9 protein-coding genes, 2 tRNA genes and 2 rRNA genes are annotated in these 14,371 nt (G+C 53.1%); all 13 read left to right on the forward strand.

Going from position 1 to position 14,371, the window contains the following annotated elements:
- Positions 1 to 4: 4 nt before the first annotated feature.
- The 13 genes from der (at position 5) to C8D04_RS03085 (ending at position 14,349) form a co-directional block, all read left to right on the forward strand.
- Positions 5 to 1,348: a ribosome biogenesis GTPase Der gene (gene der / locus C8D04_RS03025; RefSeq protein WP_116003543.1), complete on the forward strand. Its 1,344-nt coding sequence runs from the start codon at positions 5 to 7 to the stop codon at positions 1,346 to 1,348.
- A gap of 111 nt (positions 1,349 to 1,459) precedes the next feature.
- Complete coding sequence (hfq, locus tag C8D04_RS03030) at positions 1,460 to 1,717, forward strand: RNA chaperone Hfq (protein WP_233521094.1); 258 nt, start codon at positions 1,460 to 1,462, stop codon at positions 1,715 to 1,717.
- 96 nt (positions 1,718 to 1,813) lie between these two features.
- Positions 1,814 to 2,965 carry a GTPase HflX gene (hflX, locus tag C8D04_RS03035; protein ID WP_199562958.1) on the forward strand — a complete coding sequence of 384 codons (1,152 nt, stop codon included), beginning with the start codon at positions 1,814 to 1,816 and terminating at the stop codon, positions 2,963 to 2,965.
- 52 nt (positions 2,966 to 3,017) lie between these two features.
- Positions 3,018 to 4,373: an FtsH protease activity modulator HflK gene (gene hflK, locus C8D04_RS03040; RefSeq protein ID WP_116003545.1), complete on the forward strand. Its 1,356-nt coding sequence runs from the start codon at positions 3,018 to 3,020 to the stop codon at positions 4,371 to 4,373.
- 9 nt (positions 4,374 to 4,382) lie between these two features.
- Positions 4,383 to 5,291, forward strand: a complete 909-nt coding sequence (gene hflC, locus C8D04_RS03045) for a protease modulator HflC (protein WP_116003546.1) — start codon at positions 4,383 to 4,385, stop codon at positions 5,289 to 5,291.
- 17 nt (positions 5,292 to 5,308) lie between these two features.
- The gene (locus C8D04_RS03050) at positions 5,309 to 5,497 is read left to right on the forward strand and encodes a DUF2065 domain-containing protein (protein ID WP_116003547.1); all 189 of its coding nucleotides are present in this window, start codon (positions 5,309 to 5,311) and stop codon (positions 5,495 to 5,497) included.
- An 84-nt stretch (positions 5,498 to 5,581) separates the two neighbouring features.
- The gene (locus C8D04_RS03055) at positions 5,582 to 6,730 is read left to right on the forward strand and encodes an ATP phosphoribosyltransferase regulatory subunit (RefSeq protein ID WP_116003548.1); all 1,149 of its coding nucleotides are present in this window, start codon (positions 5,582 to 5,584) and stop codon (positions 6,728 to 6,730) included.
- Positions 6,731 to 6,759: 29 nt separating this feature from the next.
- Positions 6,760 to 8,136, forward strand: a complete 1,377-nt coding sequence (locus tag C8D04_RS03060; protein ID WP_116003549.1) for an adenylosuccinate synthase — start codon at positions 6,760 to 6,762, stop codon at positions 8,134 to 8,136.
- A gap of 62 nt (positions 8,137 to 8,198) precedes the next feature.
- Entirely contained in the window at positions 8,199 to 8,723 is a 525-nt protein-coding gene (locus C8D04_RS03065) for a phosphoribosyltransferase (RefSeq protein ID WP_116003550.1), read from the forward strand.
- 564 nt (positions 8,724 to 9,287) lie between these two features.
- Positions 9,288 to 10,820, forward strand: a 16S ribosomal RNA gene (locus C8D04_RS03070).
- Positions 10,821 to 10,923: 103 nt separating this feature from the next.
- Positions 10,924 to 11,000 (forward strand) — tRNA-Ile (locus tag C8D04_RS03075).
- 39 nt (positions 11,001 to 11,039) lie between these two features.
- Positions 11,040 to 11,115 (forward strand) — tRNA-Ala (locus C8D04_RS03080).
- A gap of 354 nt (positions 11,116 to 11,469) precedes the next feature.
- Positions 11,470 to 14,349, forward strand: a 23S ribosomal RNA gene (locus C8D04_RS03085).
- Together the 16S and 23S rRNA genes with 2 tRNA genes alongside form the textbook arrangement of a ribosomal RNA operon.
- The last annotated feature ends 22 nt before the right edge of the window (positions 14,350 to 14,371 follow it).

Raw genomic sequence — 14,371 nt, forward strand, 5'->3', positions numbered from 1 at the left:
TTCCATGAAGCCAGTGATTGCCTTGGTAGGGCGTCCCAATGTCGGGAAATCGACTCTCTTTAATCGTCTGACCAAATCCCGGGATGCCATCGTTGCGGACTTTGCCGGACTGACACGTGACCGGCACTACGGTAACGGTAAGCAGGGCAAGCATGAATACATCGTTATCGATACCGGGGGGTTTGAGCCCGATGCGGTCAGTGGTATCTACCGCGAGATGGCGAAACAAACGCAGCAAGCCGTAGCTGAAGCGGACGTTGTCGTTTTTGTGGTGGATGCCCGTGCTGGCGTGTCAGCGCAGGACCATGAGATTGCGAAATATTTACGCCGTCTTGGTAAACCTTGTGTTCTGGTTGCCAACAAGGCAGAGGGCATGCTTGAGGGTGTGCAATTGTCCGAGTTCTATGAGCTGGGGCTGGGCGATGTGCATGGCATTTCAGCGGCCCATGGGCAGGGGATCCGCGATCTCGTGGAACTTGCCTTGGAGTTGTTGCATTTGCCCGAAGCGCAGGAAGATGCCGAACCGGCTGACAAATCCACTATCAGGTTGGCGGTAGCGGGACGCCCCAATGTCGGGAAGTCAACGCTCATCAACACCTGGTTGGGTGAGGAGCGTTTAGTGGCCTTCGACTTGCCTGGTACAACGCGCGACACAATCTCTGTCCCTTTTGAGCGTAACGGACAGCGATTCGAATTGATTGATACCGCTGGTTTGCGTCGCAAGGGGAGGGTGTTTGAGGCGATCGAAAAATTCTCTGTGGTCAAGACGCTCCAGGCGATTGAATCCGCTAATGTGGTGCTACTGCTCCTAGACGCAACCCAGGGCGTGACGGATCAGGATGCCCATATTGCAGGCTACATCCTAGAAAGCGGGCGCTCCGTTGTGATTGCGGTCAACAAGTGGGATGCTGTGGATGACTACCAAAAGCAACTTTTGGAGCGCTCCATCGAGACGCGACTGACTTTCTTGAAGTTCGCATCGCTGCATTTCATTTCAGCCAAGAAGCGGCAGGGACTGGGCCCACTGTGGGCATCCATTGTGCAGGGGCACAAGGCAGCGATGTGCAAGATGTCAACACCTGTGTTGACGCGGTTGCTTTTGGAAGCTGTTCAGTTCCAGAGTCCCAAGCGCGCAGGAATGTTTCGCCCGAAGCTGCGGTATGCCCACCAGGGAGGCATGAACCCTCCGGTCATTGTGATTCATGGCAACTCCCTGGAGCATGTAACAGATGCCTATAAACGCTTCCTCGAAGGGCGTTTTCGCAAGGAGTTCGATTTGGTCGGAACGCCATTGCGGATTGAAATGAAAACCTCCCACAACCCATTTACCGACGGGGATCATTCCTGAGTTGCCCTTTGTCCTGTAGTGCGCTGTGGGAACGTGCTCCGACCGGGTGCATGAGAGGGCAGCTGTGGTAAGGTGCTGGTTTACAACAAAATTCTGAACACGGAGAATATCGTGAGCAATAAAGGTCAGCTTCTTCAAGACCCCTTTCTCAACGCCCTGCGCCGCGAGCATGTGCCGGTTTCCATCTATCTTGTCAACGGCATCAAGCTTCAGGGTCAGATCGAGTCTTTTGATCAGTATGTTGTGCTGCTGCGCAACACGGTGACTCAAATGGTCTACAAGCATGCCATTTCAACGATCGTACCCGGGCGGGCCGTCAATTTTTCTACAAGTGACGCTTCGGATGCAAACGCGAACCCAGATGCTTGATTTCGCACTTGATCTGCTCGATCGATCCTTCGGAAATGCGTTTCGATCGGCTGCCATATCCTCGCTGATTTGAGCACTACTGATACAACGGATCGCATGGCTGCCCCCGTCCTTCTGGTCGGGGTGGATCTCGGGCTTCCCCATTTTGATGCCGATTTGGAGGAGCTTGGCCTGCTTGCCCAGACGGCGGGGCTCACGCCTGTAGCCCGCTTAATCTGTAAACGCAAAGCGCCTGATGCTGCGCTCTTCGTAGGAAGTGGTAAAGCTGACGAAATTCGAACTCTGGCCCAAATGCATGGTGCTGTGGAGGTGTTGTTTGATCAAGCACTCAGCCCGGCACAACAGCGCAATCTTGAGCGGAGTCTGGAACTGCCTGTTTATGACAGAACGTTTCTGATCCTTGAAATATTCGCGCAACGTGCGCGCAGCCATGAAGGCAAGCTGCAAGTGGAGTTGGCACGGCTTCAATACCTCAGCACGCGCTTGGTGCGGCGTTGGTCCCACCTGGAGCGTCAGACTGGAGGCGCTGGAGTTCGTGGGGGCCCGGGCGAGAAACAGATCGAGCTGGATCGTCGAATGATCGATGAATCTATCAAAAGGATCAAAGAGCGCTTGGTCAAGGTCAAACGCCAGCGCACAACTCAGCGGCGTCAACGCGACCGCAAAGACACCTTCAACATTTCCTTGGTGGGTTACACCAATGCAGGTAAGTCCACGCTGTTTAATGCGCTGGTGAAGGCGCGTGCTTATGCTGCAGATCAATTGTTTGCCACGCTTGACACCACAACGCGCCAGTTGTATTTAGCAGAGGCACGTCGATCGGTGTCTTTGTCGGATACCGTGGGATTTATTCGTGATTTGCCGCATGGTTTGGTAGATGCATTTCAGGCTACGCTTCAAGAAGCCATCGATGCCGACTTGTTGCTACATGTGGTGGATTCGGCCAATCCTCATTTTCCTGAGCAGATCGAGCAGGTGCAGAAAGTGCTCCATGAGATCGGCGCTGCGGATGTCCCGCAACTACTTGTGTTCAATAAGCTCGACGCCTTGGAGTTGCACAACCGTCCTGTACAGTTGAGCGACACCTTTGAAATTGATGGAAAGCAGATTCCGCGCATCTTCGTCAGTGCCCGTGGGGCGGAGGGTTTGGACACATTGCGTGCCCACCTTGCTGCTACTGTGATGAATGCGTATCCATTGGGTATGCACTCGGGATGTGATGTTCCTGTGGATGCGCAGGAACCTTGATTGGGCACAATAGCCCGTGCACTCCAATTTTTGAAAACTAGAGAATTTGCGCATGAATGCACCAAACAGTGCCCGCCGCTGGGCTCTCTTGCCTGCAAGTCTGCGAGGAATGTTCAATCTGAACGATCCTCGCTGGGGTCGAGGCGACGATAAATCAAACGATGACGCTCGGGACGATGGTGGGCGCCCGCCGCCCCAGTCTTCTGGGGGGCGGGATGATCGCAATCCCAAACAAGGTGGGCAGCCTCCAGATCTGGATGAATTGTGGCGTGATCTAAACCGTAAGTTGTCTGGGTTCTTTGGTGGAAAGAATGGCGGCGGACGCGGCCCCGGTACGGGTGGTGGCGGGTACCAGCCTGACATGAAGAATGCAGGTGTCGGCGTTGGCTTGATTGCCGGGATTGCCGTTCTTATCTGGTTAGGAACAGGTTTTTTCATTGTGCAGGAAGGGCAGCAGGCCGTCATTACGCAATTTGGAAAATACAAAAGTACGGCAGGTGCTGGTTTCAACTGGCGACTTCCATATCCTGTTCAGCGACATGAACTGGTGTTTGTGACTCAAATTCGCTCAGTGGATGTAGGTCGTGACACGGTGATCAAGGCCACCGGTTTACGCGAATCAGCCATGCTGACGGAAGATGAAAACATCGTTGAGATCAAGTTTGCCGTTCAGTACCGATTGAATGATGCGCGTGCTTGGTTGTTTGAGAGCAAGAACCCGGGGGATGCCGTTGTTCAGGCAGCCGAAACGGCGGTGCGCGAAGTTGTCGGGAAGATGAAAATGGATACTGCGCTTGCTGAAGAACGTGATCAGATTGCGCCGCGTGTGCGTGCTTTGATGCAAACCATTCTGGATCGTTACAAAGTGGGTGTCGAGGTGGTAGGCATCAACCTGCAACAAGGTGGTGTGAGGCCGCCGGAGCAGGTGCAAGCAGCATTTGATGATGTCTTGAAGGCCGGCCAGGAGCGCGAGCGGGCGAAGAACGAGGCACAAGCCTATGCCAATGATGTTGTGCCGCGTGCAGTGGGCTCGGCATCGCGTCTGAAAGAAGAAGCAGACGCTTATAAGGCGCGCATCGTTGCACAGGCCCAAGGTGACTCGCAGCGGTTCAGTGCGGTGCTGGCTGAGTATCAGAAGGCACCACAAGTGACGCGCGACCGTATGTACCTGGACACCATGCAACAAATTTATAGCAGTGTTTCCAAGGTGCTCATAGATTCGCGCCAGGGTTCGAATCTGTTGTACTTACCACTCGACAAGATACTGCAAGGAGCGACTTCGACAGCAGGTCTGACGGATGTGCCCGCATCAACGGCACCAGCCGCCGTTCCGGCGATGCCACCCCCTTTGTCCAATGATGCCCGTGCGCGAGACACCAGCCGCACGCGTGATCGTGAATCGCGCTAGGAGAGCCAAGTGAACAGGGTAGGATTTTTTGCAACCTCCATACTGGTAGCGCTTGCGCTGCTGAGTTCGATGGTTTTTGTGGTCGATCAACGCCAGTTTGGCGTGCTCTATGCATTGGGGCAGATCAAGGAAGTCATCACTGAGCCAGGCTTGAATTTCAAGCTGCCTCCGCCTTTCCAAAATGTGTCATACATCGACAAAAGGCTCTTGACGCTGGACAGCTCAGATACCGAGCCCATGTTGACGGCTGAAAAACAGCGCGTCGTGATTGACTGGTATGTTCGCTGGCGCATCTCAGAACCTTCGGAATACATCCGAAATGTGGGGCTGGATGAGAATTCAGGTGCTCTGCAGTTGAACCGCGTTGTGCGAAATGCATTTCAGGAAGAAATCAACAAAAGAACCGTTAAGGAACTGCTGTCTCTCAAGCGAGAGGCGCTGATGTCCGATGTTAAGCGCGAGGTTCTGGAGTCGGTGCGTGGAGCAAAGCCCTGGGGTGTTGACGTCGTAGACGTGCGGATCACACGCGTGGACTATGTAGAGGCGATCACCGAGTCGGTATACCGGCGTATGGAGGCTGAGCGCAAGCGGGTCGCCAATGAGCTGCGTTCTACGGGGGCGGCAGAGGGTGAAAAAATCAGGGCTGATGCAGACCGGCAACGGGAAATCGCCATTGCCAATGCATATCGTGATGCTCAAAAGGTCAAAGGCGAAGGGGATGCGGAAGCTGCCCGCGTGTATGCAGAGGCCTTTGGACGTGATCCGCAGTTTGCGCAGTTCTACAGAAGCCTGGACGCCTACAAAGCCAGCTTTAACAAGAAAAGCGACGTCATGGTGCTCGATCCTGCCTCTTCAGAGTTCTTTAAGTCGTTGCGGGGGGCGGGTGCCGCCACTGCATCATCCAGTCCTCGTAAATAATCCAGACCTTCCGCTGCATGGACTGGGGTGATGGTATCTGGGTTGCTGTTGGTCTGGTCTTTGTCATCGAGGGGCTTCTGCCTCTCGTGTCGCCTACCGGTTGGCGCCGCATGTTTGTTCAATTCATGCAGTTGCGCGATGGGCAGATCCGATTCATTGCGTTACTAGGCGTCGCCATTGGCGTGGCGATGCTTGTGCTAGCGTGATGCAGGCGTGTTCAGAGGGGGGCCTGCTTCAACGTGTATTGCTCATGCCGGTAGAATCTCTTTTTTAACAGCGCCTCATATTTCATGTCTGCTTGGGTCCTGCCGGATCATATTGCCGATGTACTGCCCTCAGAGGCCAGGCACATCGAAGAGCTGCGTCGAGGATTGCTCGATACTGCACGTAGCTATGGCTATGAGTTGGTAATGCCGCCGCTGCTGGAGCACCTGGAGTCTTTACTCACAGGCACCGGAGAGGCGCTCGATCTGCAAACTTTCAAATTGGTGGACCAAATTTCGGGGCGCATGCTGGGTTTGCGTGCCGACACCACACAGCAGGTCGCACGCATTGACGCGCATTTACTTAATCGTCGAGGCGTCGCTCGCCTTTGCTATTGCGGGCCCGTGTTGCACACTTGGCCGGATCGCCCGCATGCAACGCGTGAGCCTCTGCAGTTCGGCGCAGAAATCTATGGTCATGCAGGTCTTGAAGCTGATCTGGAGTCTTTGGAGTTGGCGCGCTCCTGTCTGGCTGTTGCGGGTGTGCGTGCGGCTACCGTCGACATGGCCGATGTTCGCATCGTGCGTAGCTTGTTGAATGGGGTGAATGCGTCTGCTGACTCTCTGCGACGTGTCTATGCCGCGTTGGCTGCCAAGGATGCCAGCGAGCTGTCTGCACTCACCCGCAATTTCCCTGATGCTTCCCGCGATGGGCTGCGTGCCTTGTTGAACTTGTATGGCGACCAGTCCGTTCTTCAAGAGGCGGAAAAGGCTCTCTCCGGTACACCTGGCATTGGTGCGCTGCTGTCCGATTTGCGCTGGCTTGCTGAGCGCCTAGATGGTGCACGTGTGACTTTTGACTTGTCCGATTTGCGCGGCTACTCCTACTACAGTGGGGCAAGATTTGCCATTTACGCCGACGGTGCCAGTGACGCTTTGGTTCGTGGTGGGCGTTACGATGAAGTGGGGGCGGTATTCGGGCGCAATCGTCCGGCGGCCGGCTTCAGTCTGGATCTGAAGCAGTTGGTTAGTGCCGTGCCTGCTCGTGCACCTAAGTTGGCTATCCGGGTGGCCTGGAATGAAGCCAAAGATGTTCAAGCGGCCATTGCAGAACTTAGGCGCTGCGGTGAAACCGTCGTATGTGTTCTCCCTGGTCATGAGAGTGAAGTGAATGAGTTTCACTGTGACCGAGAACTTCTCAAGGAAGCAGGAAGTTGGACCGTCAGGTCTATTTGATGCCTTCAGACATTTGAATCGGGTTTGAAATGAAAACAACCAAAGGTCGCAACGTCGTTGTAGTGGGCACCCAATGGGGCGATGAAGGCAAGGGCAAGCTTGTCGACTGGCTGACAGAAAGTGCGCAAGGCGTGGTGCGCTTTCAGGGCGGACACAATGCTGGGCATACGCTGGTCATCAACGGCATAAAAACAGCATTGCATCTGATCCCCAGCGGCATCATGCGGGCGGGGGTGAAGTGTTATATCGGTAACGGTGTTGTCGTATCAGCGGCCAAGCTGTTTGAGGAAATCGAGGGCTTGGAAAAAGCGGGCGTCGAGGTTCGTTCAAGGTTGCGTGTGAGCGAAGCCTGTCCGTTGATATTGCCTTTCCATGTGGCCTTGGATGTGGCGCGTGAAGCGGCGCGTGAACAAGGCGGTACGGAAAAAATTGGAACGACGGGGCGTGGTATTGGACCCGCCTATGAAGACAAGATCGCACGGCGAGCTCTGCGCGTGCAGGATCTGAAATACCCTGAACGGTTCTCTGCCAAGTTGCGCGAATTGCTTGACCTGCATAACCACGTTCTTCGGACTTTCCTGAATTCTTCTCAGTTTGTGTTTGCTGAGTCGCTCCAACCATATCTGCAGGATGGACAGATTCAATTTGAGCCAGTATTCCAGGAAGCGATGCGACATGCCGAAATGCTTCGGCCGATGATGGCAGATGTGTCCCGCGAGTTGAATGAAGCACATCTGAATGGTGAAAACCTTCTCTTCGAAGGTGCCCAAGGCACGCTGCTTGATGTGGACCACGGAACCTATCCCTATGTCACCTCCAGCAACTGCGTTGCTGGAAATGCGGCAGCTGGTGCAGGGGTGGGCCCGGGTTTGCTGCACTACATTCTTGGAATTACCAAGGCCTATTGCACCCGTGTGGGTGGTGGCCCGTTCCCTACAGAACTTGATTGGGAGACTCCAGGAACGCCGGGCTACCACATGAGCACGGTGGGCGCTGAAAAAGGAGTAACGACGGGGCGCAGCCGCCGTTGTGGTTGGTTTGATGCTGCGTTGCTCAAGCGCAGTGCGCAGGTCAACGGCCTTTCCGGTCTCTGCATTACGAAGTTGGATGTATTGGATGGGCTGAAAGAGTTGCAGTTGTGTACTGGTTACATGCTCGATGGTCAGCACATTGATTTGCTTCCAATGGGGGCAGATGACATCACTAGATGCATCCCGATATATGAAACGATGGATGGCTGGAGTGAATCTACTGTCGGAGTGACCGAGTTCCAGAAGTTACCCGTGAATGCTCGTTTGTATCTCCAACGCATCGAGCATGTGACGGGCGTGCCTGTGGCATTGATCTCCACCAGCCCGGACCGTGACCACACCATCATGATGCAGCATCCCTACCTTTCGGTTTAAGGGTATTTCAGCCATGAGCGCTTATAAATAAAGCGTTAAAAGCTATCAATTTAGGAGTTGAGATGTTGACCGAAGATGGCAAACACTTGTACGTCAGTTACGACGAGTACCACAGCCTCATTGAGAAACTGGCACTCCGGGTGCACCAGTCAGGTTGGCAATTTGACACCATACTTTGTCTTGCTCGTGGGGGCTTGCGTCCTGGAGACATCCTGAGTCGGATTTTCAACAAGCCTCTGGCCATCATGTCGACCAGCTCCTATCGGGCAGAAGCCGGCACGGTACAAGGACATCTAGACCTTGCACGGTTTATCACCACGCCCAAAGGAGAGATTGCAGGGCGTGTCTTGCTCGTCGATGACTTGGCCGATACTGGGTACACATTGCACGCGGTGATCGATATGCTCAAGACGAGCTACGATCCGATCACTGAGCTGCGAAGTGCAGTCATTTGGACAAAAGGTATGTCTACGTTTCAGCCAGACTATTCCGTAGAATTTTTGCCGACGAATCCATGGATTCACCAGCCCTTTGAGACATACGACAGTCTGAGCCCTGAGAAGCTGTTGGAGAAATGGCGTGTGTAGCAAAGAAGAGTAGGTTCTAGGAAAGTGAAGGGAAGTTCGGAATTTTGGTTTTACCCTCCCTTCTTGTGCTACAGTCGAGGGCTTCGCTGCACAGAAGTTCTTCCTAGGAAGAGCGACTAAGCCGATCTGGTCTGGGGGTTGAAGAGCCTGGGCTGAGATTGTTGAGAGGGGCGGATAAAAAATCTTCGGTTTTGCGTGGTGGGGAGTAAAAACCCGGTATACAATGCAAGGCTTCGCTGAACGGAAGTGCTGCTTGCGGTGCTGATGGGAAGTGAAAAGATGCAGGGGGTTGAAAGACCCCTTGTGTTGACAGGAAATAAAAAAACCTGTTATAATTTGAGGCTCTGCTGATCGCGGCGGAGTTGGCAAAAACAAAGATGCAAATCTGGTTTTTGCGGGAACATTAAAAATATACAGCCGATAAGCGTGGGCGTTTGAAGCGAATTGCGAAGTTCTTTTGGAACTGAAGTCGCAAGACTTTAAACGCTCATGGAGATAGAAGTGAAGTTCACTTCAATTCCGTTTTTATGAGTGAAGTCGGAAGACTTTAAATTTATCAAGATCGAACTGTAGAGTTTGATCCTGGCTCAGATTGAACGCTGGCGGCATGCCTTACACATGCAAGTCGAACGGTAACAGCACTTTGGTGGCTGACGAGTGGCGGACGGGTGAGTAATACATCGGAACGTGCCCGATCGTGGGGGATAACTACTCGAAAGAGTGGCTAATACCGCATACGATCTACGGATGAAAGCGGGGGATCGCAAGACCTCGCGCGGACGGAGCGGCCGATGGCAGATTAGGTAGTTGGTGGGATAAAAGCTTACCAAGCCGACGATCTGTAGCTGGTCTGAGAGGACGACCAGCCACACTGGGACTGAGACACGGCCCAGACTCCTACGGGAGGCAGCAGTGGGGAATTTTGGACAATGGGGGAAACCCTGATCCAGCCATGCCGCGTGCAGGATGAAGGCCTTCGGGTTGTAAACTGCTTTTGTACGGAACGAAAAGACTCTTTCTAATACAGAGGGTCCATGACGGTACCGTAAGAATAAGCACCGGCTAACTACGTGCCAGCAGCCGCGGTAATACGTAGGGTGCAAGCGTTAATCGGAATTACTGGGCGTAAAGCGTGCGCAGGCGGTTATATAAGACAGATGTGAAATCCCCGGGCTCAACCTGGGAACTGCATTAGTGACTGTATAGCTGGAGTGCGGCAGAGGGGGATGGAATTCCGCGTGTAGCAGTGAAATGCGTAGATATGCGGAGGAACACCGATGGCGAAGGCAATCCCCTGGGCCTGCACTGACGCTCATGCACGAAAGCGTGGGGAGCAAACAGGATTAGATACCCTGGTAGTCCACGCCCTAAACGATGTCAACTGGTTGTTGGGAATTTACTTTCTCAGTAACGAAGCTAACGCGTGAAGTTGACCGCCTGGGGAGTACGGCCGCAAGGTTAAAACTCAAAGGAATTGACGGGGACCCGCACAAGCGGTGGATGATGTGGTTTAATTCGATGCAACGCGAAAAACCTTACCCACCTTTGACATGTATGGAAGATCGCAGAGACGCGATTGTGCTTGAAAGAGAGCCATAACACAGGTGCTGCATGGCTGTCGTCAGCTCGTGTCGTGAGATGTTGGGTTAAGTCCCGCAACGAGCGCAACCCTTGCCATTAGTTGCTACATTTAGTTGGGCACTCTAATGGGACTGCCGGTGACAAACCGGAGGAAGGTGGGGATGACGTCAAGTCCTCATGGCCCTTATAGGTGGGGCTACACACGTCATACAATGGCTGGTACAAAGGGTTGCCAACCCGCGAGGGGGAGCTAATCCCATAAAGCCAGTCGTAGTCCGGATCGTAGTCTGCAACTCGACTACGTGAAGTCGGAATCGCTAGTAATCGTGGATCAGAATGTCACGGTGAATACGTTCCCGGGTCTTGTACACACCGCCCGTCACACCATGGGAGCGGGTCTCGCCAGAAGTAGTTAGCCTAACCGCAAGGAGGGCGATTACCACGGCGGGGTTCGTGACTGGGGTGAAGTCGTAACAAGGTAGCCGTATCGGAAGGTGCGGCTGGATCACCTCCTTTCTGGAAAACTGCAGTTCTAATTGAACGCCCACACTTATCGGTTGTTGGAAAAAGTCGCTGCAAGCGCATATGTGAAAGCATGTGAGTGAGTAGAGGCAGGCCTGGGTCTGTAGCTCAGTTGGTTAGAGCACCGTCTTGATAAGGCGGGGGTCGGTGGTTCGAGACCACCCAGACCCACCAAGTGCTGCGGGCGACACGTGAGAAGACAATGCGGTTCCTGGGGGATTAGCTCAGCTGGGAGAGCACCTGCTTTGCAAGCAGGGGGTCGTCGGTTCGATCCCGTCATCCTCCACCAACATCCAAAGTTGCACAAGGCAGTGCAGCAAATCAACACCAAAGCAGCTTTGCAAAAGGCTGTTTTGTTGTTGATCGAGATAGTTCGATCAATCGGCTGTTCTTTAAAAATTCATAGAGTCGAATCAGCGTTGCTGATGGAAAGCATCGAAAGATGCACCGTGCCATCAGCAACATGAAATTTGATTGCGTCAACACGAATGAAACTTTGTTTTATTCAAGTAATGACGAATTGTTCTCTAGGTAGCAATACCGAAGAAACATTCATATTACGGCATAACGCGCAAGGTGAAAGACCTTGCAAGTCCTTGAAAAATTAGATGGAGATGTTTCGCAAGAGACGTCAAAGTTATAGGGTCAAGTGACTAAGAGCATGTGGTGGATGCCTTGGCGATGATAGGCGACGAAAGACGTGATAGCCTGCGAAAAGCTTCGGGGAGCTGGCAAATAAGCTTTGATCCGGAGATATCTGAATGGGGAAACCCACCCTTAGGGGTATCGCAACCTGAATACATAGGGTTGCGAGGCGAACCGGGTGAACTGAAACATCTCAGTAGCTCGAGGAAAAGACATCAACCGAGATTCCGAAAGTAGTGGCGAGCGAAATCGGAGAAGCCGTGCAGTGATAGCACGACGGTTAGCAAAATGGGATGGAAAGCCCAGCCATAGCAGGTGATAGCCCTGTATGCGAAAACCGACGTGTGGTACTAGGCTGCAGACAAGTAGGGCGGGGCACGAGAAACCCTGTCTGAATATGGGGGGACCATCCTCCAAGGCTAAATACTCATCATCGACCGATAGTGAACCAGTACCGTGAGGGAAAGGCGAAAAGAACCCCGGGAGGGGAGTGAAATAGATCCTGAAACCGCATGCTTACAAAAAGTAGGAGCCTCGAAAGGGGTGACTGCGTACCTTTTGTATAATGGGTCAGCGACTTACATTCAGTGGCAAGGTTAACCGAATAGGGAAGCCGTAGAGAAATCGAGTCCGAATAGGGCGAACATAGTCGCTGGGTGTAGACCCGAAACCAAGTGATCTATCCATGGCCAGGATGAAGGTGCCGTAACAGGTACTGGAGGTCCGAACCGACTAATGTTGCAAAATTAGCGGATGAGCTGTGGATAGGGGCGAAAGGCTAAACAAACTTGGAAATAGCTGGTTCTCTCCGAAAACTATTTAGGTAGTGCCTCAAGTATTACCGTCGGGGGTAGAGCACTGTTTAGGCTAGGGGGTCATGGCGACTTACCAAACCTATGCAAACTCCGAATACCGACGAGTACAGCTTGGGAGACAGAGCACCGGGTGCTAACGTCCGGACTCAAGAGGGAAACAACCCAGACCGCCAGCTAAGGTCCCTAAAATTGGCTAAGTGGGAAACGAAGTGGGAAGGCTAAAACAGTCAGGATGTTGGCTTAGAAGCAGCCATCATTTAAAGAAAGCGTAATAGCTCACTGATCGAGTCGTCCTGCGCGGAAGATGTAACGGGGCTAAGCCAGTTACCGAAGCTGCGGATGTGCAATTTATTGCACGTGGTAGGAGAGCGTTCTGTAAGCCTGTGAAGGTGCCTGGTAATGGGTGCTGGAGGTATCAGAAGTGCGAATGCTGACATGAGTAGCGTTAAAGGGGGTGAAAAGCCCCCTCGCCGTAAGCGCAAGGTTTTCTACGCAACGTTCATCGGCGTAGAGTGAGTCGGCCCCTAAGGCGAGGCAGAGATGCGTAGCTGATGGGAAACAGGTCAATATTCCTGTACCGATCAATAGTGCGATGTGGGGACGGAGAAGGTTAGCTCAGCCAACTGTTGGATATGTTGGTTCAAGCCTGTAGTCGTGCCCGGTAGGCAAATCCGCCGGGCTTAGATGAGGGGTGATAACGAGTCTGCTTGCAGACGAAGTGAGTGATACCCTGCTTCCAGGAAAAGCCACTAAGCTTCAGCTATTGACGACCGTACCGCAAACCGACACTGGTGCGCGAGATGAGTATTCTAAGGCGCTTGAGAGAACTCAGGAGAAGGAACTCGGCAAATTGATACCGTAACTTCGGGAGAAGGTATGCCCCAAGTAGGTGAACCTGTACAAGGCGAGCCCAAAGGGGTTGCAAAAAATCGGTGGCTGCGACTGTTTACTAAAAACACAGCACTCTGCAAACACGAAAGTGGACGTATAGGGTGTGACGCCTGCCCGGTGCTGGAAGATTAAATGATGGGGTGCAAGCTCTTGATTGAAGTCCCAGTAAACGGCGGCCGTAACTATAACGGTCCTAAGGTAGCGAAATTCCTTGTCGGGTAAGTTCCGACCTGCACGAATGGCGTAACGATGGCCACACTGTCTCCTCCTGAGACTCAGCGAAGTTGAAATGTTTGTGATGATGCAATCTCCCCGCGGAAAGACGGAAAGACCCCATGAACCTTTACTGTAGCTTTGTATTGGACTTTGAACGGATCTGTGTAGGATAGGTGGGAGGCTTTGAAGCCAGGACGCTAGTTCTGGTGGAGCCAACGTTGAAATACCACCCTGGTGCGTTTGAGGTTCTAACCTAGATCCATTATCTGGATCGGGGACAGTGCATGGTAGGCAGTTTGACTGGGGCGGTCTCCTCCCAAAGCGTAACGGAGGAGTTCGAAGGTACGCTAGTTACGGTCGGACATCGTGACGATAGTGCAATGGCATAAGCGTGCTTAACTGCGAGACTGACAAGTCGAGCAGATGCGAAAGCAGGACATAGTGATCCGGTGGTTCTGTATGGAAGGGCCATCGCTCAACGGATAAAAGGTACTCTGGGGATAACAGGCTGATACCGCCCAAGAGTTCATATCGACGGCGGTGTTTGGCACCTCGATGTCGGCTCATCTCATCCTGGGGCTGTAGCCGGTCCCAAGGGTATGGCTGTTCGCCATTTAAAGAGGTACGTGAGCTGGGTTTAAAACGTCGTGAGACAGTTTGGTCCCTATCTTCCGTGGGCGCTGCAGATTTGAGGAAGCCTGCTCCTAGTACGAGAGGACCGGAGTGGACACACCTCTGGTGTACCGGTTGTCACGCCAGTGGCATCGCCGGGTAGCTAAGTGTGGAAGAGATAACCGCTGAAAGCATCTAAGCGGGAAACTCGTTTCAAGATGAGATCTGCCGGGGGCTTGACCCCCCTAAAGAGTCGTTCTAGACCAGGACGTTGATAGGCTGGGTGTGGAAGTGCAGCAATGCATTAAGCTAACCAGTACTAATTGCTCGTGCGGCTTGACCCTATAACTTTGATCTCTCCAGATC

The sequence above is a fragment of the Simplicispira sp. 125 genome (genome assembly GCF_003096555.1).
Classification (GTDB): Bacteria; Pseudomonadota; Gammaproteobacteria; order Burkholderiales; family Burkholderiaceae_C; genus Simplicispira.

What these genes read in the sequence shown, in the direction of transcription:
- der (WP_116003543.1), top strand. Translation starts at nt 5, where the DNA reads ATGAAGCCAGTGATTGCCTTGGTAGGGCGTCCCAATGTCGGGAAATCG.
- hflX (WP_199562958.1), top strand. Translation starts at nt 1,814, where the DNA reads ATGGCTGCCCCCGTCCTTCTGGTCGGGGTGGATCTCGGGCTTCCCCAT.
- hflK (WP_116003545.1), top strand. Translation starts at nt 3,018, where the DNA reads ATGAATGCACCAAACAGTGCCCGCCGCTGGGCTCTCTTGCCTGCAAGT.
- C8D04_RS03050 (WP_116003547.1), top strand. Translation starts at nt 5,309, where the DNA reads ATGGACTGGGGTGATGGTATCTGGGTTGCTGTTGGTCTGGTCTTTGTC.
- C8D04_RS03055 (WP_116003548.1), top strand. Translation starts at nt 5,582, where the DNA reads ATGTCTGCTTGGGTCCTGCCGGATCATATTGCCGATGTACTGCCCTCA.
- C8D04_RS03060 (WP_116003549.1), top strand. Translation starts at nt 6,760, where the DNA reads ATGAAAACAACCAAAGGTCGCAACGTCGTTGTAGTGGGCACCCAATGG.
- C8D04_RS03065 (WP_116003550.1), top strand. Translation starts at nt 8,199, where the DNA reads ATGTTGACCGAAGATGGCAAACACTTGTACGTCAGTTACGACGAGTAC.